The organism is Streptomyces sp. SID8374 (genome assembly GCF_009865135.1).
GTDB lineage: Bacteria > Actinomycetota > Actinomycetes > Streptomycetales > Streptomycetaceae > Streptomyces.
The window spans coordinates 1,414,370-1,435,448 of the sequence record NZ_WWGH01000001.1; the positions used below are offsets into that span (position 1 = coordinate 1,414,370).

General features: G+C 72.0%; 17 protein-coding genes. 8 read left to right on the forward strand and 9 right to left on the reverse strand.

The window, feature by feature from the left end:
* Positions 1-235: 235 nt before the first annotated feature.
* Entirely contained in the window at positions 236-592 is a 357-nt protein-coding gene (locus tag GTY67_RS06370) for a hypothetical protein (protein ID WP_093686395.1), read from the forward strand.
* Between the two features lie 50 nt (positions 593-642).
* Here the strand turns inward: GTY67_RS06370 and GTY67_RS06375 are convergent, their stop codons facing one another.
* Complete coding sequence (locus GTY67_RS06375) at positions 643-1,350, reverse strand: class I SAM-dependent methyltransferase (RefSeq protein WP_161278053.1); 708 nt, start codon at positions 1,348-1,350, stop codon at positions 643-645.
* Positions 1,351-1,406: 56 nt separating this feature from the next.
* Between GTY67_RS06375 and GTY67_RS06380 the strand changes: the two genes are divergently transcribed.
* Positions 1,407-1,739 carry a DUF6343 family protein gene (locus tag GTY67_RS06380; RefSeq protein ID WP_093686393.1) on the forward strand — a complete coding sequence of 111 codons (333 nt, stop codon included), beginning with the start codon at positions 1,407-1,409 and terminating at the stop codon, positions 1,737-1,739.
* Between the two features lie 24 nt (positions 1,740-1,763).
* On the opposite strand, the gene GTY67_RS06385 is transcribed toward GTY67_RS06380, so the two are convergent.
* The 3 genes from GTY67_RS06385 to GTY67_RS06395 all read right to left on the reverse strand — a co-directional run bounded on the left by GTY67_RS06385 (position 1,764) and on the right by GTY67_RS06395 (position 3,885).
* Positions 1,764-2,132: a tetratricopeptide repeat protein gene (locus GTY67_RS06385; RefSeq protein ID WP_093686392.1), complete on the reverse strand. Its 369-nt coding sequence runs from the start codon at positions 2,130-2,132 to the stop codon at positions 1,764-1,766.
* A gap of 66 nt (positions 2,133-2,198) precedes the next feature.
* Positions 2,199-2,804, reverse strand: a complete 606-nt coding sequence (gene coaE / locus GTY67_RS06390) for a dephospho-CoA kinase (protein WP_161278054.1) — start codon at positions 2,802-2,804, stop codon at positions 2,199-2,201.
* 142 nt (positions 2,805-2,946) lie between these two features.
* On the reverse strand, positions 2,947-3,885 hold the full coding sequence (locus tag GTY67_RS06395) for a PAC2 family protein (RefSeq protein ID WP_161278055.1): 939 nt from the start codon (positions 3,883-3,885) through the stop codon (positions 2,947-2,949).
* A gap of 238 nt (positions 3,886-4,123) precedes the next feature.
* On the opposite strand from GTY67_RS06395, the gene GTY67_RS06400 reads away from it, so the two are divergent.
* A complete protein-coding gene (locus GTY67_RS06400) occupies positions 4,124-5,083 on the forward strand; it encodes a right-handed parallel beta-helix repeat-containing protein (RefSeq protein ID WP_161278056.1) in 960 nt (319 codons plus the stop codon).
* Positions 5,084-5,187: 104 nt separating this feature from the next.
* Here GTY67_RS06400 and rpsA read toward each other — a convergent pair whose 3' ends face one another.
* Positions 5,188-6,699 carry a 30S ribosomal protein S1 gene (rpsA, locus tag GTY67_RS06405; RefSeq protein WP_018512105.1) on the reverse strand — a complete coding sequence of 504 codons (1,512 nt, stop codon included), beginning with the start codon at positions 6,697-6,699 and terminating at the stop codon, positions 5,188-5,190.
* Positions 6,700-7,135: 436 nt separating this feature from the next.
* Between rpsA and GTY67_RS06410 the strand changes: the two genes are divergently transcribed.
* Positions 7,136-7,966, forward strand: a complete 831-nt coding sequence (locus GTY67_RS06410) for a class I SAM-dependent methyltransferase (RefSeq protein ID WP_093686389.1) — start codon at positions 7,136-7,138, stop codon at positions 7,964-7,966.
* 97 nt (positions 7,967-8,063) lie between these two features.
* Complete coding sequence (locus tag GTY67_RS06415; protein ID WP_161278057.1) at positions 8,064-10,772, forward strand: ATP-dependent helicase C-terminal domain-containing protein; 2,709 nt, start codon at positions 8,064-8,066, stop codon at positions 10,770-10,772.
* On the opposite strand, the gene GTY67_RS06420 is transcribed toward GTY67_RS06415, so the two are convergent.
* The 3 genes from GTY67_RS06420 to GTY67_RS06430 form a co-directional block, all read right to left on the reverse strand.
* Positions 10,753-11,724 carry a DUF3068 domain-containing protein gene (locus GTY67_RS06420; protein ID WP_161278058.1) on the reverse strand — a complete coding sequence of 324 codons (972 nt, stop codon included), beginning with the start codon at positions 11,722-11,724 and terminating at the stop codon, positions 10,753-10,755. The genes GTY67_RS06415 and GTY67_RS06420 overlap by 20 nt on opposite strands.
* A 25-nt stretch (positions 11,725-11,749) precedes the next feature.
* Entirely contained in the window at positions 11,750-11,887 is a 138-nt protein-coding gene (locus GTY67_RS06425; RefSeq protein WP_107439751.1) for an SPW_0924 family protein, read from the reverse strand.
* A 132-nt stretch (positions 11,888-12,019) separates the two neighbouring features.
* Complete coding sequence (locus tag GTY67_RS06430; RefSeq protein ID WP_161278059.1) at positions 12,020-13,744, reverse strand: lytic transglycosylase domain-containing protein; 1,725 nt, start codon at positions 13,742-13,744, stop codon at positions 12,020-12,022.
* Between the two features lie 201 nt (positions 13,745-13,945).
* On the opposite strand from GTY67_RS06430, the gene GTY67_RS06435 reads away from it, so the two are divergent.
* Positions 13,946-14,821: a DUF4184 family protein gene (locus GTY67_RS06435; protein WP_161278060.1), complete on the forward strand. Its 876-nt coding sequence runs from the start codon at positions 13,946-13,948 to the stop codon at positions 14,819-14,821.
* A 121-nt stretch (positions 14,822-14,942) separates the two neighbouring features.
* On the opposite strand, the gene polA is transcribed toward GTY67_RS06435, so the two are convergent.
* Positions 14,943-17,654 carry a DNA polymerase I gene (gene polA, locus GTY67_RS06440; RefSeq protein WP_161278061.1) on the reverse strand — a complete coding sequence of 904 codons (2,712 nt, stop codon included), beginning with the start codon at positions 17,652-17,654 and terminating at the stop codon, positions 14,943-14,945.
* Between the two features lie 120 nt (positions 17,655-17,774).
* Between polA and GTY67_RS06445 the strand changes: the two genes are divergently transcribed.
* Both GTY67_RS06445 and GTY67_RS06450 read left to right on the forward strand, forming a co-directional pair.
* On the forward strand, positions 17,775-20,075 hold the full coding sequence (locus tag GTY67_RS06445) for an FdhF/YdeP family oxidoreductase (protein WP_161278062.1): 2,301 nt from the start codon (positions 17,775-17,777) through the stop codon (positions 20,073-20,075).
* An 89-nt stretch (positions 20,076-20,164) separates the two neighbouring features.
* Complete coding sequence (locus GTY67_RS06450; protein WP_093686382.1) at positions 20,165-20,635, forward strand: hotdog fold thioesterase; 471 nt, start codon at positions 20,165-20,167, stop codon at positions 20,633-20,635.
* The last annotated feature ends 444 nt before the right edge of the window (positions 20,636-21,079 follow it).

Consider the following 21,079-nt stretch of genomic DNA (forward strand, 5'->3'; position numbering starts at 1 on the left):
GAGCGGTATGCGGGGCGCTCGGGACCGGTCCGGCACCGGTTACGCCCCGTGACGGGCGGGCGAGGAGCTGAACGGCCTGCCGCTCGCCCGGTCGGCCGCGCACGAAATGCCGGGGCGGTGCGGAGCGGGCAGGGTGGCCAGCGCCAGCACGTCTGCCCCGGCGCGCCGATGAGGGCCGGGAGGCGTACCCGATGAGAGCCGGACGAGCACCGGACGAGCAGACGAGGACCCGCCCATGTCCGTGACCGCGCCCGATCCCCGCCGCCGACGCCGTCTCGGCGCCGTCGCCGCCGCCTCGCTCCTCGCCCTCACCGCCTCGGGCTGCTCCGGCCTCGGCCGTACCGCCGTCGGCCCGGTGACGTACCACACCGACCGTGAGGCGGTGGTGCAGGTGAACAGCCCGTCGGTACGCGGCTGCCACCGGCTGGCCCCCGACGGAGCCCGCGAGATCGAGAACGGCACGCTGGTCGACATCGTCCTCTACCCCACCCGGGACTGCACCGGCCGTGGGACGGCCTATGTGGCGACCCGGTTCAGCGACGTGGCCGCCGAGAGCGGCCCGCCGTGGCGCAGCTACACCTTCGTGCACTGAGCGAGCCGGAGAGACAGTGGCGGCCCGTGCGCGGAGACCACAGCGCCCCGTTACGCCGTTGAGTGCGCGGGGCGGGCCAGCAGCCAGGTGCCGTCGTCGGTGAGGGTGCGGTCCACCGCCAGGCCCGCCGCCGCCAGGTGTCCGGCGAGCTGCTCCTCGGACAGCTCCCGCGACAGGAACGTCTGCGTCCACCGGGCGTCACCGAAGTCGTACTCCGCGCGCACCGAGCGCACCCCGTCCCCCACCGGCTCCGCGGAGACGATACGGATGCGGCAGCCGGACGCGTCGACCCGCTCCCACGGCAGCTCGGAGCGGTGGGCGACGCCCTCGCGCTGGATGAGGACGATCCCGTCGTCCTTCACCTGCTTGCGGCAGACGCGGAGCATGCCGCCCCGCACCCGGTGCTCGCCCGCGTGGACCAGGAACGAGCCGAGCAGCACGACGTCGAAGCGCTCCTCGCCGAGGTCCAGCGTCTCGATGGGGCTGCGGACCGTGCGCGCGCCGACGATCTGCGCCAGCATCTGGGCCGACTCGTCCACCGCCGTCACGGTGAAGCCCCGGTCGACGAGGGGGTGCGTCACCCGGCCCGCCCCGCAGCCCAGTTCGAGAATGCTCGCACCGGCGGGGGCCACCGACGCGATCACATCGGGCTCGTCGCCGACGGCCAGCCGCCGGTAGAGCTCCACGGCGCACCCGTCCGGAGTGATGGCTCCCGGGCCCGTCCCCGCATACCCCTCGCGTACCGGTGATTCACCCATGAACGACCAACGAGCCGCCCTCCGGTCGCGGTTCCCGCGACGGCCCCCACGGGTACATGCTGGAGGGTGAGGTGATCGTCATGCGTACCGGCAGTGAGCCCGCGACCGCCCGCAGTCCGCTGCGGATGCGGCTCTGGCTGAGCCTGTGGGGGACGCTCTGGGCGCTCTTCGGTCTGGTGGCGTTCTCCCTGGTGGGGCGGCCGGGGTGGGCGGTGGCCTGCGCGGTGCTGCTGGCCCTCACACTCCTGGACCTCTGCGTGGTCACGTACCGGATGCGCCAGGGCGCGCACTTCCAGCCGGGCCGGGACGTGCCCCCGTACGAACCCGACCGGGGCGGGCGCCCCCGGTGGCGCAGGCCGGACCCGCAGGACCGTACGAAACCGCCGTGAGGGGCTGGAGGCCGCCTCCGGCGTTCAGTCCCCCGCGTCGAACCTGGCCGCTTTCAGGTACTCCGGCTTCGGGTCCAGCGCCGCCGCGAGCCGGAAGTGGCGCATGGCCTGTTCCGGGCGGCCCGCCCGCTCGAAGGTGCGGGCCAGGGCGTAGTGGGCGAACGCGTTGTCCGGCTCACGCTCCAGCACCAGCTCGAACTCCAGCTCGGCCGGGCGCAGTTGGGCAGCGGCGAAGAAGGCGCGAGCCCGCAGCAGCCGGGCGGCGGTGTTCTCCGGGTGGGCGGCGATCACCGAGTCGAGGAGTTTGACCGCGCCCCGGGGGTCCCGGGCGTCCAGCAGTTGCTCGGCCGCACGGAAGTCGATGACATGGGTTTCCGGGTTGCTCTCGGGCACGGCCACATCCTTCCCTTCGGTCCCGCGTTTCCAACGTCCACCTCTGTGCGGGTATTCCGGCGCGGTTCAGCGGGTGGCCGCCGCCCTGCGCAGCAGCTCCTCCCACACCCCGCGGACCTGCGGTTCCAGCGCCTCCAGCGGCCCGTCGTTGTCGACGGTCAGGTCGGCGACGGCGAGGCGCTCCTCGCGGGTGGCCTGGGCGGCCATCCTGGCGCGGGCGTCGGCCTCGGTCATGCCGCGTACGTTCACCAGCCGGTGGAGCTGGGTCTCGGGGGACGCGTCCACGACGACGACCAGGTCGTAGAAGGGGGCGAGGCCGTTCTCGGCCAGCAGCGGTACGTCGTGGATGACGACGGCGTCCGTACCCGCCTCCCGTTCCAGCTCGGCGGCGCGGGCGCCGACCAGAGGGTGGACGATCGCGTTGAGCGCGGCACGGCGGTCCGGGTCGGCGAAGACGATGGCGCCGAGCGCCGGGCGGTCCAGGGTGCCGTCGGCGGCCAGGACGTCCGGCCCGAACTCCTCGACCACGGCGGCCAGCCCAGGGGTGCCGGGCTCCACGACCTCGCGCGCGATCCGGTCGGAGTCGATCAGCACGGCACCGTACGCGACGAGTCGCCGCGACACTTCGCTCTTGCCGGCGCCGATCCCGCCGGTCAGGCCCACTTTCAGCATGGGCCGCAGCCTACGGGTCCGGCCGGGGCGCCCGGCCACCACCCTCCGGCTCGGCCCCCTCGGTGCGGCTCGGCCGTCGCCGTCCCCCGGTCGGCTCTCGGCGCGGCCCCGCCGTCGCCCTCCCGCTCGGTGGCCCGGCGGGTCAGCCGTCGCCCTCCCGCTCGGCGAGGAAGCGCTCGAACTCGCGGCCGATCTCGTCGGCGGACGGCAGGTCGACCGGCTCGGCGACGAGGTTGCCCCGGGTCTCGGAGCCGGCGACCGCGTCGTACTGGTGCTCGAGGCCCTCGACGAGCGAGACCAACTCCTCGTCGCCCTGGCCGATCTGCCGGTCGATCTCGGTCTGGGTGCGGTGCGCCTCGGTGCGCAGGGAGTGCGCGAGGGCGGGCAGGACCAGGCCGGTCGCGGCGGTGATCGCCTCCAGCGCGGTCAGCGCCGCGTCGGGGTAGGCGGACCGGGCGACGTAGTGCGGGACGTGGGTGGCGACCCCGAGGACGTCGTGGCCGGACTCCATCAGCCGGTACTCGACGAGGGACTCCGCCGAGCCTGGGACCTGGGCCTCGTCGAAGGGGCTGCGATGGCCCGGCATCAGGTCGGTGCGGTTGCCGTGCGGGGTGATGCCGACGGGCCGGGTGTGCGGGACGCCCATGGGGATGCCGTGGAAGTTGACCGCGAGCCGTACGCCGAGGCGTTCGACGATCTGCTCCACGGCGGCGGCGAACCGCTCCCACTCCACGTCCGGCTCCGGTCCCGACAGCAGCAGGAAGGGCGCTCCGGTGGCGTCCTGGACGACCCGGACCTCCAGGGTCGGGGCCTCGAAGGACGTCCAGCGGTCGCGCCGGAAGGTCAGCAGGGGGCGCCGGGCGCGGTAGTCGACGAGCCGGTCGTGGTCGAAGCGGGCGACGACCTGGTGGGGCAGCGTTTCGAGCAGGCCGTCGACGATCTGCTCGCCGGTCTCGCCCGCGTCGATGTATCCGTCGAAGTGGTAGAGCATGACCAGGCCGGCCGACTCCTGGGCCAGCGCCATGTCGACGACGGCCAGGCCCTTCGGCTCCCATTCGTACAAACTCTGCGGATCAGGCACGGTTACCGCTCCTCCTCGTGTTCCTTGGGAAGAACGCGGCCGGCTCCATGAGCATTCCCCGGGACCGCACTTTCCGGCAACGGGGCTTCACGGCGCGTCAGTTATTGGTCCAGACCTTGACGCGCCCGGCGGCCGTCCCTACCGTCACTGGGCAACACGTTCAGGGATGCATCCCCCATTCACGTACAGGAATGTACGGGGAACGCCCTGGCCCCCTCCGACGGGAAGGCCTCCCCCCATGCGCCCCCGCATCCCCCTCACCGCCCTGCTCGCCGCCGCCCTCGCCACCGGTGGCCTCACCCTGGCCGCCGCCCCCGCCGGCGCGGCGGCCGTGATCGACGTGTCCACCGCCGCCCAGCTGAAGTCGGCGCTCACCACCGTCTCCCCCGGCGACACGATCCGGCTCGCCGACGGCACGTACACCGGGAACTTCAAGGCCACCCGGCCCGGCACCCCGGGCGCCCGGATCACCCTCACCGGCTCCAGCGGAGCCGTCCTGACGGCGGGCGGCGGCTACGGGCTGCACCTGAACGGCGCCTCGTACTGGACGGTCCAGGGCGTCACGGTCAAGGGCGGCCAGAAGGGCATCATGGCCGACGCGGCGAACGGCGTCGTCATCGACTCGGTGACCGTCCACGACCTCGACATGGAGGGCGTCCACTTCCGCATGTCCTCGCGGGACGGCGTACTGAAGAACTCCCGCATCTACGACACCGGGCAGAACGGGCGCGGCATGGGCGAGGGCGTGTACGTCGGCACGGCCAACGACCTCTCCGACCGCAGCGACAACGCGCAGATCCTCAACAACACGATCGGGCCGGATGTCCGCGGCGAGAACGTCGACATCAAGGAAGGCACCACCGGGGCCAGGATCATCGGCAACACCTTCGACGGCAACGGGCTCACCGGCGCCAACTACGACGACTCCTGGGTCGACGTGAAGGGCAACAACGTCCTGGTGGAGGGCAACAGGGGCTCCCGTACCACCAACAACGGCTACGAGACCCACACCCAGCAGAGCGGCTGGGGCTGCGGCACCGTCTTCCGGAACAACACCTCGAACCTGTCCGGCGCCACCGGCGACCGGCAGCTCGCCGTCAACGTCACCAACAACAGCGCCACCTGCCCCACCACGGTGTACGCCGGCAACACCGTCACCGGAGGCAGGGGGCTGACCAACATCGCCGTGACGCCCTGATCAGCACCCGGATACGCGCATGAGGCCCGCCCCCCGAAGGGAACGGGCCTCACTCAGTGCTCTACAGCTTCACCGCAGCCGATGAGCCGTCGGGGTCCGGAGCGTCAGCTCTGGCCGCCCGCCAGCTTCTCGCGCAGGGCGGCGAGGGCCTCGTCCGACGCCAGGGCGCCGGAGTTGTCCGCCGACTCCGAGGAGTACGAACCGCCACCGGAGCCACCCGAGGCGGCCGGAGCGGCGCCGGCCGGGGCGGCAGCACCCTCGGCAGCGGCGGCCTCGTCGGCCTCGCGGGACTTGATGACCTGGGCCTGGTGCTGCTCGAAGCGCTGCTGCGCCTCGGCGTACTGGGTCTCCCAGACCTCGCGCTGCGCCTCGAAGCCCTCGAGCCAGTCGTTGGTCTCGGGGTCGAAGCCCTCGGGGTAGATGTAGTTGCCCTGGTCGTCGTACGACGCGGCCATGCCGTACAGCGTCGGGTCGAACTCGACCGAGGCCGGGTCGCCACCGAAGGACTCGTTGGCCTGCTTCAGCGAGAGGCTGATGCGGCGGCGCTCGAGGTCGATGTCGATGACCTTGACGAAGATCTCGTCGTTGACCTGGACGACCTGCTCCGGGATCTCCACGTGGCGCTCGGCCAGCTCGGAGATGTGGACCAGACCCTCGATGCCCTCGTCGACGCGGACGAACGCACCGAACGGAACGAGCTTCGTGACCTTACCCGGGACGACCTGACCGATCTGGTGCGTCCGGGCGAACTGCTGCCACGGGTCTTCCTGCGTCGCCTTGAGCGACAGGGAGACGCGCTCGCGGTCCATGTCGACGTCGAGGACCTCGACGGTGACTTCCTGGCCGACCTCGACAACCTCGGAGGGGTGGTCGATGTGCTTCCAGGAGAGCTCGGAGACGTGCACGAGACCGTCGACGCCACCCAGGTCCACGAAGGCACCGAAGTTGACGATCGAGGAGACGACGCCGGAGCGGACCTGACCCTTCTGGAGGGTGGTGAGGAACGTCTGGCGAACCTCGGACTGGGTCTGCTCGAGCCAGGCGCGGCGGGACAGGACCACGTTGTTGCGGTTCTTGTCCAGCTCGATGATCTTCGCCTCGAGCTCCTTGCCCACGTAGGGCTGGAGGTCGCGGACACGACGCATCTCGACGAGCGACGCCGGGAGGAAGCCGCGGAGGCCGATGTCGAGGATGAGACCACCCTTGACGACCTCGATGACGGTACCGGTGACGATGCCGTCTTCTTCCTTGATCTTCTCGATGGTGCCCCAGGCACGCTCGTACTGAGCGCGCTTCTTCGAGAGGATCAGGCGGCCTTCCTTGTCCTCCTTCTGGAGAACCAGGGCCTCGATCTCGTCGCCGACCTTGACGACCTCGTTGGGGTCGACGTCGTGCTTGATCGAGAGCTCGCGGCTCGGGATGACACCTTCGGTCTTGTAACCGATGTCGAGGAGAACCTCGTCCCGGTCAACCTTGACGATGACACCGTCAACGATGTCGCCGTCGTTGAAGTACTTGATCGTCTCGTCGATCGCCGCGAGGAACGCGTCCGCGTCGCCGATGTCGTTGACCGCAACCTGCGGAGTGGTGGCGGTGGTCTCGGTGCTGCTCGTCATGTGGGAAAGGGCTCCGGTACGGACAGAGAGTCGTAGGTACTGCTACGCCGAAAGCCCGTATCGCCTCTGCAGAAGCCGGACAGCCTGGAAAGCGCGCAATCCGTTTCCGGAGAGACGCCTCGACAACCGAGGGGACATGCAACAGACGCGAGCGCGGCCTGCTAGGTCTGAGGCGCGCAGGCTCGCAGCGCAACTTGTAGCATACGGGGGCAGCCGGACAGGGTCAATGCGCGCAGGCGCGGACCGGGGACGCGACGGCCCCTCAACGGCCCTGTACCGGAGCAACTCCTGTTCTCCGAGGCGCGTTCGGGCCGATTCGACCCGAACACAATACGGCAGTGCGGCAAGGCGTCGCGCACACGCGTCCGTCTCCCGGCACCTACCCCTGGTACGTACCGCGTGCGGCGAGTGAAGGCAAACTACAACGACGGGCACGATGAGCCAAGAGATCCACGGGACCTACACAGAGGAACCCGCAGAACCCGAAGCCACCCGCCGGGCGGCGGACGAGGCCGAGAGCAGCCGGGCCAGCCGGGGATGGTGGGACCGGAACGCCGACGAGTACCAGAGCGACCACGGCGGCTTCCTGGGCGACGACCGCTTCGTCTGGGGCCCCGAAGGGCTGGACGAGGCGGAGGCCGCCCTGCTGGGGCCCGCCGCCTCCCTCAAGGGCCTCGACGTCCTGGAGATCGGCGCCGGGGCCGCGCAGTGCTCGCGCTGGCTGGCCGGGCAGGGCGCCCGCCCGGTCGCCCTCGACCTCTCCCACCGCCAGCTCCAGCACGCCCTGCGCATCGGCGAGGGCATCCCGCTCGTCGAGGCGGACGCGGGCCGGCTGCCCTTCCGGGACGCCTCCTTCGACCTGGCCTGCTCCGCGTACGGGGCGGTGCCCTTCGTCGCCGACCCCGTTCAGGTCTTCCGCGAGGTGCACCGGGTGCTGCGGCCCGGCGGGCGCTGGGTCTTCTCCGTGACGCACCCGATCCGCTGGGCGTTCCCGGACGAGCCGGGGCCCGAGGGCCTCTCCGTCGCCGCCTCCTACTTCGACCGCGTCCCCTATGTGGAACAGGACGAGCAGGGCAACGCCGTCTATGTGGAACACCATCGCACCCTCGGCGACCGGGTACGGGACGTGGTGGCGGGCGGGTTCCGCCTGGTCGACCTCGTCGAACCGGAATGGCCCGCCTGGAACGACCAGGAGTGGGGAGGCTGGTCCCCGCTGCGCGGCAACCTGATCCCGGGGACGGCGATCTTCGTGTGCGAGCGGGACTGAGGCCCTTGGTGGGCGGGCGGGACTGATCTCCTTCGCGTACGGGCGTTTCCCCGGGCCGACGTCCGGCCCGGGGAAACGCCCGTACGACACTGGGACCGTGATCCGCACCGAAGCCCTGGACCGCCTCCCCGTCCGCACCGCCGTCCCCGCCCTGCGGCGCGCCCTCGACGACCGGGGCGTCGCCGTCCTGTGCGCCCCGCCCGGCACCGGCAAGACGACCCTCGTGCCGCTGGTCCTGGCCGGGCTGACCGGGGACGGGCCGGTGCGCCGGGTCGTGGTCGCCGAGCCGCGCCGGATCGCCGCACGGGCGGCGGCGCGGCGGATGGCCTGGCTGCTGGGCGAGCAGCCGGGCGGCCGGATCGGCTTCACCGTGCGCGGGGAGCGCGTGGTCGGGCGGGAGACGGTGGTGGAGGTCGTGACCACCGGGGTGCTGCTCCAGCGGCTCCAGCGCGACCAGGAGCTGGCCGGGGTCGACGTGGTGATCATCGACGAGTGCCATGAGCGCCACCTCGACGCGGACACGGTGGCCGCCTTCCTCCTGGACGTACGGGAGGCGATCCGGCCCGATCTGCGGCTGGTGGCGGCCTCCGCGACGACGGACGCGGAGGGGTGGGCGCGGCTGCTGGGCGATGCGCCGGTGATCGAGGCCGAGGGTGTCTCGTACCCGGTGGAGGTGGTCTGGGCGCCGCCCGCCCGGCCGGTGAAGCCGCCGCACGGGATGCGCGTCGATCCCGCGCTGCTGACGCATGTGGCCGCGACCCTGCGGCGGGCGCTCGCGGAGCGGGAGGGGGACGTCCTCTGCTTCCTGCCCGGCGTCGGGGAGATCGCGCGGGTGGCCGGACAGCTCGCCGGGGTGGACGCGGAGGTGCTCCAGGTCCATGGGCGCGCCCCGGCCGCCGCGCAGGACGCGGTGCTCGCCGGGTCCTCGGGTGGGCGGCGGGTGGTCCTGGCGACCTCGGTGGCGGAGTCGTCGCTGACGGTGCCGGGCGTGCGGGTGGTCGTCGACTCGGGCCTCGCCCGGGAGCCCCGTACCGACCATGCCCGGGGCCTGAGCGCCCTGACGACCGTACGGGCCTCCCAGGCGGCCGGTCGGCAGCGAGCGGGCCGGGCCGGGCGGGAGGCGCCCGGGGCGGTGTACCGGTGCTGGGAGCAGGCCGAGGACGGGCGGCTCGCGCGCTTCCCCTCCCCCGAGATCAAGGTGGCCGACCTTGCGGCGTTCGCGCTCCAGGCGGCGTGCTGGGGCGACCCGGACGCCTCCTCGCTCGCCCTGCTGGACCCGCCGCCCGCCGGGGCCATGGGCGCCGCCCGCGAGGTGCTGGAGGCGATCGGCGCGGTGGACGGGACGGGCAGGGTCACCGACCGGGGCGTACGGATGTCCCGGCTCGGGCTGCACCCCCGGCTCGCCCGCGCCCTGCTGGACGGCGCCCGGGAGGCCGGGGCGCGGCGGGCCGCGGAGGTGGTGGCGCTGCTGAGCGAGGAGCCGCCGAGGGAGTACGGGGACGATCTCGCGGCAGCGCTGCGGACCGCCCGCCGGGGGCAGGACGGGTACGCGGGGCGCTGGAAGCAGGAGGTACGGCGGCTGTCGTCGTCGGTGGGCTCGGAGTCCGGGGGCGCGCCCCGGGGAGCCGGTGGCTCCGGTTCCGGGGGCGCCACGGGCGGTGGCTCGGGCTCCGGGGGCGCGCCTCGGGGAACCGGCGGCTCCGGTTCCGGGCCCACCACAGGCGGTGGCTCGGGCTCCGGGGGCGCGCCTCGGGGAACCGGCGGCTCCGGTTCCGGGCCCACCACAGGCGGTGGCTCCGGCTCCGGGCCCGGGAAAGGCGGCTCCGATGACGCCGTCGTCGGGCTCGTCGCCGCCCTGGCGTTCCCCGAGCGGGTGGCGCGGGCCCGGGGCGACGGGGCCTTTCTCATGGTGTCGGGTACGGGCGCGGAGCTGCGGGACGGGTCGCGGCTGCGCAGCGCGCCCTGGCTCGCCGTCGCCGTCGCGGACCGGCCCTCCCACGCGGCCTCGGCCCGGGTGCGGCTGGCGGCGGTGGTCGACGAGTCCACCGCCCTCCTGGCCGCCGGGCATCTACGGGTGCGGGGCGAGGAGGTCCGCTGGGTGGACGGCGAGGTGGTGGCCCGGTCGGTGGACCGGGTGGGGGCGGTGGAGCTGGCCGTACGCCCGCTGAAGCAGCCGGATCCGGAGCTGGTGCGCGGGGCCCTGGTGGAGGGGCTGCGGCGGGAGGGGCTCGGGCTGCTGCGGTGGACCCGGGACAGTGAGCAGTTCCGGCAGCGGCTGGCGTTCCTGCACCGGGTGGTGGGCACGCCGTGGCCCGACGTGTCGGACGAGGCGCTGCTCGCGGAGCCGGGCGCCTGGCTGGAGCCGGAGCTGTCACGGGCCCGGCGCCGCTCCGACCTGGGCCGGATCGACGCGGGGCAGGCGCTGCGCCGGCTGCTGCCGTGGGCGACGGGCGAGGCGGTGCGGCTGGACGAGCTGGCGCCCGAGCGGATCGAGGTGCCGAGCGGCTCCCGTATCCGCGTCGAGTACGGCGGCGAGCAGCCCGTACTCGCGGTGAAACTCCAGGAGTTGTTCGGGCTGGGCGAGACGCCCCGGGTGGCCGGGGTGCCGGTCCTGGTCCACCTGCTCTCCCCCGCCGGGCGCCCGGCGGCCGTCACGGCGGACCTGGCCTCGTTCTGGCAGGACGGCTACAAGGCCGTACGGGCGGAGCTGCGCGGCCGCTACCCGAAGCACCCGTGGCCGGAGGACCCCACGACCGTACAGGCGACGCGGTACACCTCGGCCAGGCTCAAGCGGCAGGGCTCCTAGCATCCGACGGCCGCCGCGACCGCGCCTCCAGCCACAGCGCCAGCGCGAGCAGGCCGATACCGAGGCCCAGGAAGCCCCAGGGCAGGTAGGAAGTGAGGAGGAGGACCAGGACGCGCTGGGATTTCACCAGGTCGACGGTGTCCACGATGTAGTCCTCGCGCATCTTCACATGGCCGGAGAACGCGGTGACGGTGTCCTCGGACATGCCCATCTTCTTGGCGTTGCGCAGTTCCTCCTCGTGGATCTCCTCGCCGTTGACCGGGGCTCCGGTGACGGGTTCGACCCAGAACATGCGCTTGGTGGTGTACCAGCGGGTGATGCCGGTCTGCGCGATCTGCTCGGCGGTGACGCCCTCGATGGGCATCTTCTTCGGCATCGGGACCTTGGTCCACGGGATGGTCTGCTCGAAGTAGTAGACCTCCAGGCCGCGGAAGGTGCGGGTCCCCTTGTAGTGGATGGGGGCGGTAGTGCGGGTCTGGGCGTCGAAGTAGGCGTAGTCCCGTTTCTCCGTGAGGAAGGGCCACTTGAACTCGATGCCCTCGCGGCGGACCGGGTCGCCGTCGACCATCTCACCGGTGGCGTTGACGGGGGCCTGGGTGTGGGCGTCGAAGATGTAGCGCTCGGGGATCTCGGAGACCATTTCGCCGTCGGGGCCCTCGATGTAGGAGAGCGCGTCCCAGACGACGACGTCCCGCCCGGCGCTGCGTTCGATCTTCTCGGACTCCTCCACGTTGCCCTTGAGCGTCTGGACGATGGTGACCTTCTCGACCTCCTTCGCCTTGAGGGTCGTGTAGTCGAGGAGGGTGGCGGGCCTCGCCTCCAGGACGACTTCCTGGTACTGGTTCGGCGGGACCTTCGCCAGGCGGGGGAAGGCGTACCAGCGCAGCAGCGGGGACAGGGCGGCGAAGAAGACGGCGAAGGCCAGGAGGACGAGACCGGCTCGGCGGCGCATGGTGGTGGACCTCTCCCTTGCCGGGCTACTGCTCGGGGCCCGGGACGGTGGTGAGCAGGGGTTTGGGCGAGGTCTCGCCCGGCGGTGAGCCGACGGCGGAGATCGTGAACACGAGCGCGAGGGCGGCGGCCAGTCCGATGGCGGCGGCGACGAGGGCACGCATGCTCGGCCTCCCGGGGCGGTGATCTGATGGTTCGTCAGGGGTGGGGCACCGTAGCAACCGGGACGCGAGATGAGAACACGGACGACAGCCCCCGCGCCGGGCGGGCGCGGGGGCTGTCGGTGGAGCGGTGGGTCAGGCTTCGGGGGTTTCCGTCTCCTCCGGGGCCTGGACGGTGAGTTCGATGACGATCGGGGCGCCGCCCTCGGTGGTGAGCCGCAGCTTGTAGGTGCCCGGGTTCTCGTCGGCGAAGATCTCCGGGAGCTGGAGCAGGCCGTCGGCGTCCGTGGTGAGGGTCAGGGTGCGCAGCGGCTTGCCGTCCGCGCCCTTGAAGTACGGGCCCTTGTCGTTGTCGATGAGCCCCAGGCTGTCCTTGACCATGGTGGCGGTGACGGCCACCCCGGCGGCGGCAGCGCCCTTGTAGGTGGCCTTGACGGTGACGGCGTCGGCGAACTTCTCGCCGGGTGCGGCGACGAGCGCCTTGTCGTCGGTCCGTTGGAGCTTGTCGGCCTGGCGGGCGGTGACGCTCGCCTTGTAGGTCAGGGTGCGCGGCCGGGTGGTGCCCGCGGTGGCGGTCACCGTGAAGTCGCCGGTCTTCTCGCCCGCCTTGAGCGCGGGTGCGGTGGCGGTGCCGTCGGCCTTGGTGATGACCGTGACCGTCTTCCTGCCGCCGTCGAAGAGGGCGCCGGTGGTCCCGGTGACGGTGAAGGTGACGGGCAGCTGGGCCATCGGTGCGCCGAGGGCGTTGCGGGCGCGGACGGAGACCCGCTCGTCGAACGTGGAGCCGGCGGTGGCGGTGAGGGGGCCGGTGCCGGCGTTCTCCAGGGAGCCGAGGGTGTCGGCCGGGGACGGGGTCGGCTTCGGGGGCGGGGTCGGGGTGGGAGGCGGCGTCGGGGTCGGGCTGGTGGTGCCGCCGCCGGGCTTGGAGGGGCTCGGGCTCGGCTTCGTGGTGCCGGGCTTGGAGGGCGACGGGGACGGCTTCGTGCTCGGCGTCCCGACGGGGGTCGGGGTCGGGCTCGGCGTCGGGGTGCTGGGCGCGGTGGGGAGGACGCCGCCGCCGTCGGGCACCTCGTGCGTGCCGCGCTGGTAGTACGAGAACCAGGAGCGGACCGTACGCAGGTACTCCGTCGACCGGTTGTAGCTCAGCACCGCCCGGTCGAGGTCGGCGGCGACGGCGAGGTTGCGGCCGCCCGCGCAGAGGTAGCGGCCGGCGGCGAGCGCCGCGTCGTAGATGTTGTTGGGGTCCTTGCGGCCGTCACCGTTGGCGTCCTGGCCCCAGACGGCCCAGGTGGACGGGATGAACTGCATCGGGCCGACCGCGCGGTCGTGGACGGCGTCGCCGTCGTACGCCCCGCCGTCGGTGTCCTTGATGAGCGCGAAGCCCTGGCCGTTGAGGGCCGGGCCGAGGATCGGGGAGAGGGTGGTGCCGTTCGCGTCGACCTGGCCGCCGCGGGCCTGGCCGGACTCGACCTTGCCGATCGCGGCGAGGAGCTGCCAGGGCAGCCGGCAGGCCGGGTCGGTGGCGGCGACGGACTGCTCGGCCTGCTTGTACGCGGCCAGGACGGAGGCCGGAATGCCCGCTTCCGCGCTGCCGGTGGCGGCCGGGAGGTTGCTGGACGAACCGGGCCTGTCGGGCGTGACGAGGGGCGGAAGGTCGGTGTAGTACGGCGAGTTGCCGGTGGCGGCACTGTCCTCCGGGCCGCCCGACTCACCGCCGGCGGACTGCTGGTCGCCGCCCGTGGACCCTTCGGCCAGCGGGGCCGCGGGTGCCTGCGACGCCGCGAGCGCCGCCACGGCGGCCGCCGCCACCGCGGTGGTCGTGGCCCCCTTGCGCAGCCGTCGGCGAATGTGCGCTGCCATACGTTCCGGTCCCTCCCCCTCGAAGGCTGATCGCGCTCCCCAGCGCGGGACTCAAGCGACCCTACGGCACCTTGTGGCGCCTCGGCACCGCACCCTGACCGCTTCTTACTGTTTTTTCACGTTCCCGCGTGGACGGTGTCCGGGAGGGCAACGGAGGGTGCCCTGGGGTGCCGTGGACGGCGGTCGCGCATACTTGCCGCCATGCCGTTCACGCTCAGCCATGCCGCCGCCGTGCTCCCGGCGGTCCGCCGGAACGGGACCGCCCGCTGGGGGCTGTTCCCCTCTGCCCTCGTCGCCGGTTCGTTCGCGCCCGACGTCACCTACTTCGCGGACACGGTGATCCCCGGGGCCATGCGGTTCGGCGACTTCACGCACACGTTCCTCGGCGTGGTCACCGTGAACGTGCTGATCGCCGCCGCGCTGGTGGCGGTGTGGGCGGCGCTGCGGGAGCCGCTGGTGGCGCTGGTTCCGGTACGCGTACGGGGCCGCGTCCACGCCTTCGTACGGGGGCAGCGGTGGACCCGGGAGTCGTTCGGGCCGCACGCCTGGCTGGTGTTCGTGGGGTCGGCCGCGCTCGGGGCGGCCACGCATGTGGTGTGGGACGCGTTCACCCACCACAGCCGGTGGGGCACGGAGTTGCTGCCCGTCCTGAACCGGAGCGTCGGGGGCTTCCCGCTCTACCAGTTCGCGCAGTACGGCAGTTCGGCGGCGGCCCTGGCGGTGCTGGTCCGGTTCGTCGCCACCGGGCTGCGGCGCGCGGCCGCGAACCCGCTGCCGGAGGCGCTCCCGGCGCTCGGCCGGGGTGAACGGTGGGGCGCGCTCGGGCTGCTGGCCGCCTGCGTGGTGGTGGGCATCGCCCACCGGTGTGTGCGCTTCTACACGCACTTCGGGCGGATCGAGAACCCCCTCGACATCATCCCGACGGCCTGCTTCGGCGCGGGCGCCGGGCTGGCGGGCGGTCTGCTGCTGTACGGGGTGTGGATGCGGCTGCTGCGGAAGCGGCGGCCGGAGGAGGACAGGCCGGAGCAGGCACCCGTGGCGGACGAATCCCCGGCAGGGGCGTCCACCGCGGCCTGAAGTCCCGTACGGAAGCCTCCAGCGGCCGGAAGTGACCGGCAGCGCCCACCGGCCGGGCAGGGCCTCGCAGGAAAGGGCCCGGAACCGCGATGCGGTTCCGGGCCCTTCGGCTTCCCGAGGCTCAGTGGGCCGCCGACTCCCAGTCCTTGCCGACGCCGACCGAGACGTCCAGCGGGGCGCGCAGCTCCACGGCGCCCGCCATCTCGTGGCGCAGGATCTGCTCCACCTGCTTCCGCTCGCCCTCGGCGATCTCCAGCACGATTTCGTCGTGGACCTGGAGCAGCATCCGCGAGGTCAGCTCCGCCTCCCGCAGCGCCTTGTCCACCCGCAGCATCGCCACCTTCACGATGTCGGCGGCGGTGCCCTGGATCGGGGCGTTGAGCGCCATCCGCTCGGCGGCCTCGCGGCGCTGGCGGTTGTCGCTGTTCAGGTCGGGGAGGTAGCGGCGGCGGCCGAGGATGGTCTCGGTGTAGCCGGTGGCCCGCGCCTCCTCGACGACCCGGTGGAGATAGTCCCGTACGCCGCCGAACCGCTCGAAGTAGGTGTCCATCAGCACCCGCGCCTCGGCGGGGTCGATGTTCAGCTGCTGGGAGAGGCCGAACGCGGAGAGACCGTAGGCCAGGCCGTACGACATGGCCTTGATCTTGCGGCGCATCTCCGGGTCGACGGCGCCCTTCTCCACGCCGAAGACCTGGGAGGCGACCGTGGTGTGCAGGTCCTCGCCGGAGGTGAACGCCTCGATGAGACCGGCGTCCTCGGAGAGGTGGGCCATCACCCGCAGTTCGATCTGGCTGTAGTCCGCCGTCATCAGCGTCTCGAAGCCCTCGCCGACGACGAAGCCGCGGCGGATCGCCCGGCCCTCGTCGGTGCGGACGGGGATGTTCTGGAGGTTCGGGTCGGTGGAGGAGAGCCGGCCGGTCGCCGCCACCGTCTGGTTGAACGTGGTGTGGATGCGGCCGTCGGCGGCGATCGTCTTGATCAGGCCCTCGACAGTGACCCGGAGCTTCGCCTGCTCGCGGTGGCGCAGCATCAGGACGGGCAGCTCGTGCTCGGTCTGCGCGGCCAGCCAGGCCAGCGCGTCCGCGTCCGTCGTGTATCCGGTCTTGGTCTTCTTCGTCTTCGGCAGGCCCAGCTCACCGAAGAGGATCTCCTGGAGCTGCTTGGGCGACCCGAGATTGAACTCCCGGCCCACCGCCGCGTGCGCCTCCTTCACCGCCTGCTGCACGGTCCCCGCGAACTGCTGCTCCATGCCTTCCAGATGGGCCCGGTCCGCGGCGATGCCGTGCCGCTCCAGCCGGGCCAGAAGGATCGAGGTCGGCAGCTCCATGTCATGGAGCAGCTCGGCCGCGCCCACCTCCTTCAGCCGGGCGGTGAACGCGTCGCCCAGGTCCAGCACCGCGCGGGCCTGCGCCATCAGGGCGTCCTGCTCGGCCCGGTCGTCCGCGCCGAAGGCCAGCTGCCCGTCGGAGGCGGCGGCCGGGGCCAGCTCGCGGCCCAGATACTCCACGGCCAGCGCGTCCAGGGCGAAGGAGCGGCGGCCCGGCTTCACCAGATACGCGGCGAGCGCGGTGTCCATGGTGACGCCTTCGAGCTGCCAGCCCATCTCAGGGAAGACCCGCATCACGTTCTTCGCGTTGTGCAGGACCTTCGGCCGCTCCGGGTCCGCCACCCACGCGGCGAACGCCCGCTCGTCGGCCTCCTCCAGCTGCGCCGGATCCAGCCAGGCGGCGGCCCCGTCGGCGGCGGCGAGCGCGACCTCGGTGACCGTACCGGCGCCGAGCGACCAGGTGTCCACGGTCATCACGCCGAGCGGCTGCGCACCGTGCGCCTCCAGCCACGGGGCGACCTCACCGGAGCCGAGCACGGCTCCGTCCAACTCGATACCGGCGGCGGGCGCGGGCGGCTCGGCCTCCGCCGCACCCGGGTCGACGGCGAGAAGGCGCTCGCGCAGGCTCGGGTTGCGGATCTCCAGTATGTCCAGGACACCGGTGACCGCCGTGCGGTCGTACGGGGCGCGCTCCAGCTCGGCCGGGGACTTCGGCAGCTCCACGTCCCGGACCATCTCGGTCAGCACCCGGTTCATCTTCACCGCGTCCAGGTGGTCCCGGAAATTCTGCCCGGCCTTGCCCTTGACCTCCTCGGCCCGCTCCACCAGCTCGGCGAACGAACCGAACTGGTTGATCCACTTCGCGGCCGTCTTCTCACCGACCCCCGGAATGCCCGGCAGGTTGTCCGACGGGTCGCCGCGCAGGGCCGCGAAGTCCGGATACTGCTGCGGGGTGAGCCCGTACTTCTCGAAAACCTTCTCCGGGGTGAACCGGGTCAGCTCGGAGACCCCCTTGGTGGGGTACAGCACGGTCACGTTCTCCGTGATCAGCTGGAAGGAGTCCCGGTCGCCGGTGACGATCAGCACCTCGAACCCGGCCGCCTCGGCCTGGGTCGCCAGCGTCGCGATGACGTCGTCCGCCTCGAAGCCGTCGACCGCGAACCGGTCCGCGTGCATCGCGTCCAGCAGCTCGCCGATCAGCTCCACCTGCCCCTTGAACTCGTCGGGGGTCTTGGAGCGGTTCGCCTTGTACTCCGGGAACTCCTGGGCACGCCACGTCTTGCGGGACACGTCGAACGCCACCGCGAAGTGCGTGGGCGCCTCGTCACGCAGGGTGTTCGCCAGCATCGACATGAAGCCGTACACGGCATTCGTCGGCTGCCCCACCGCCGTCGTGAAATTCTCCGCGGGCAGGGCGAAGAACGCCCGGTACGCCAGGGAGTGCCCGTCCATGAGGAGCAGGCGCGGTCGGTTGTCTGCCGTCTTCTTCGATGCCGTCTCAGCCACGCCCCCGATCCTGCCACGGCCCACTGACAATCCGGACCGGGCACGGCCTTGCGCGACCGTGACAGGATCGATGGTGAGGACACACGACCGCCGAAGAAGCGCTCGAAGGGGAGCAGCATCATGGCCAGCAAGCCGCCCACCGGTGACCCGGTCCAGGACGCCCCACAGGTCGAGGCGGCCCCGCACGCCGCCGCCGGGCTGCCCGCCGTCGCCCACTCCCTGCGCATCGCGCAACAGCAGATGGGCGTGCGCCGCACCGCGCAGACCCTCCTCAAGGTCAACCAGAAGAACGGGTTCGACTGCCCCGGCTGCGCCTGGCCCGAGGGCGACAAGCGGCACACCGCCGAATTCTGCGAGAACGGGGCCAAGGCCGTCGCCGAGGAGGCGACGCTGCGCCGCGTCACCCCCGGCTTCTTCGCCGCGCACCCCGTCGCCGACCTCGCCGAACGCAGCGGCTACTGGCTCGGCCAGCAGGGCCGGATCACTGAGCCGGTGTACCTCCCCGAGGGCGCCGACCGGTACGAGGCCATCACCTGGGAGCGCGCCTTCGCGATCATCGCCGAGGAGCTGACCGCACTCGACTCCCCCGACGAGGCCCTCTTCTACACCTCGGGGCGCACCAGCAACGAGGCCGCGTTCCTCCTCCAGCTCTTCGCCCGCGAGTTCGGCACCAACAACCTCCCCGACTGCTCCAACATGTGCCACGAGTCGTCCGGCTCGGCGCTCAACGAGACCATCGGCATCGGCAAGGGCAGCGTCTCCCTGGAGGACATCCACCAGGCCGACCTGATCATCGTCGCCGGGCAGAACCCCGGCACCAACCACCCCCGGATGCTCTCCGCCCTGGAGAAGGCGAAGAACGCCGGGGCGAAGATCATCTCGGTGAACCCGCTCCCCGAAGCGGGCATGGAGCGGTTCAAGAACCCGCAGACCCCGCACGGCATGCTCAAGGGCACCCCGCTCAACGACCTGTTCCTCCAGATCCGCATCGGCGGCGACCAGGCCCTCTTCCGCCTCCTCAACAAGCTGATCCTGGCCACCGAGGGCGCCGTCGACACCGCGTTCGTCACCGAACACACCCACGGTTACGAGGAGTTCGCCAAGGCCGCCGAAGCAGCCGACTGGGACGAGACCCTCACCGCCACCGGCCTCACCCGCGCCGAGATCGAAGAGGCCCTCGCCCTCGTCCTCGCCTCGCAGCGCACCATCGTCTGCTGGGCGATGGGCCTCACCCAGCACAAGCACTCCGTTCCCACCATCCGGGAAGTCGTCAACTTCCTTCTCCTGCGCGGGAACATCGGCCGCCCCGGCGCCGGTGTCTGCCCGGTGCGCGGCCACTCCAACGTCCAGGGCGACCGCACCATGGGCATCTTCGAACGGCCCGCACCGGCCTTCCTCGACGCCCTCGACAAGGAGTTCGGCATCACCTCGCCCCGCCACCACGGCTACGACGTGGTGCGCTCCATCCAGGCCCTGCGCGACGGCGAGGCCAAGGTCTTCTTCGCGATGGGCGGCAACTTCGTCGCCGCGACCCCCGACACCGCCGTCACCGAGGCCGCGATGCGCCGCGCCCGCCTCACCGTCCACGTGTCGACCAAGCTCAACCGCTCCCACGCCGTCACCGGCACCCGCGCGCTGATCCTGCCGACGCTCGGCCGCACCGACAAGGACGTCCAGGCGGGCGGCAAGCAGTTCGTCACCGTCGAGGACTCCATGGGCATGGTCCACGCCTCCCGAGGCAACCTCACCCCCGCCGGCCCCCACCTGCTCTCGGAACCGGCGATCGTCGCCCGCCTCGCACGGGCGGTGCTCGGCGCCAACTCCCGTACACCGTGGGAGGAGTTCGAGCGGGACTACGCCACCATCCGCGACCGCATCTCCCGAGTCGTCGTGGGCTTCGAGGACTTCAACACCCGCATCGCCCGCCCCGGCGGCTTCACCCTCCCCCACGCCCCCCGCGACGAGCGCCGCTTCCCCACCGCCACCGGCCGCGCCAACTTCACCGCCGCCCCCGTCGAGTTCCCCGAACTCCCCGAAGGCAGGCTCCTGTTGCAGACCCTGCGCTCCCACGACCAGTACAACACCACCATCTACGGCCTGAACGACCGCTACCGGGGCATCAAGAACGGCCGCCGCATCGTCATGGTCAACCCCGACGACGCGGCCGCCCTCGGCCTTGCCGACGGCTCCTACACCGACCTCGTCAGCGAGTGGAAGGACGGCGTGGAGCGCCGCGCGGAAGGCTTCCGCGTCGTCCACTACCCCACCGCCCGCGGCTGCGCCGCCGCCTACTACCCCGAGACCAACGTCCTGGTCCCGCTGGGCTCCACCGCGGACACCAGCAACACCCCGGCCAGCAAGTCCGTCGTCATCCGCTTCGAGAACCCCCGGAGCGACTCCGAGGCTCCTGGGGAAGACTGAAAACCGCCACTCCCTAAGCGTTCGCTCAGCCGTCTGGTAAGAACAGTGCACACAGCAATGAACCAGCGCAGACGATCGGAGCCGGACCCATGGGCGAGCAGACCGCACCCCTCTTCCCGCAGGAAGTCATCGACGAGTACGCGGCACTCGGCATCGACCTGCCCGCCCTCTTCTCCGCCGGCCACCTCGGCGAACGCATGGGCGTGACCATCGTCGAGGCCGCCGCCGACCGCGTCGTCGGCACCATGCCCGTCGAAGGGAACACCCAGCCCTACGGCCTCCTGCACGGCGGCGCCTCCGCCGTCCTCGCCGAGACCCTCGGCTCCATCGGCTCCATGCTCCACGGCGGCGCGAGCAAGATCGCCGTCGGCGTCGACCTGAACTGCACCCACCACCGAGGCGCCCGCAGCGGCCTCGTCACCGGCGTCGCCACCCCCGTACACCGGGGCAGGTCGACCGCCACGTACGAGATCGTCATCACCGACGAACAGGACAAGCGGGTCTGCACCGCCCGCCTCACCTGCCTCCTCCGCGACGCCCCCCGCCCCGACGCCGGCTGACACCCGCACCCCGACAACACCCCCCATCACCCCCGTACCACCGCCGCAAGGCCCCCCTGCCCGGCCGGAATCGCACCTCGCATTCCGACCGGGCAGCGCCATATCCCCACCAAAACCAGCACCGTTGATCACCACACTCGGTCAACACCCTTGACGCCGAACCACGTTCCATGAGCCACTCAGCAGCCACATTGGCCTCAGTGGACTCGAACGCACCTTCGCCGTTGTAACACTGCGTAACAACCACGAAATGTGAGAACCAGCCGCCCACCCCGGCCCGAGGCCCCCGGGGCACTCCGGCACGCCCGACGCCACCCCCACCCCGCGTCAGCACCAAGATCACCCCAAGCCCCTTAGCAGAGCTGCGCGTTCTCAGCATGTGGTCATTCCGCACTCCGTGCCAAAGCCACACATCCACACCCAGGAACCTCAAGCCTTGCTCAA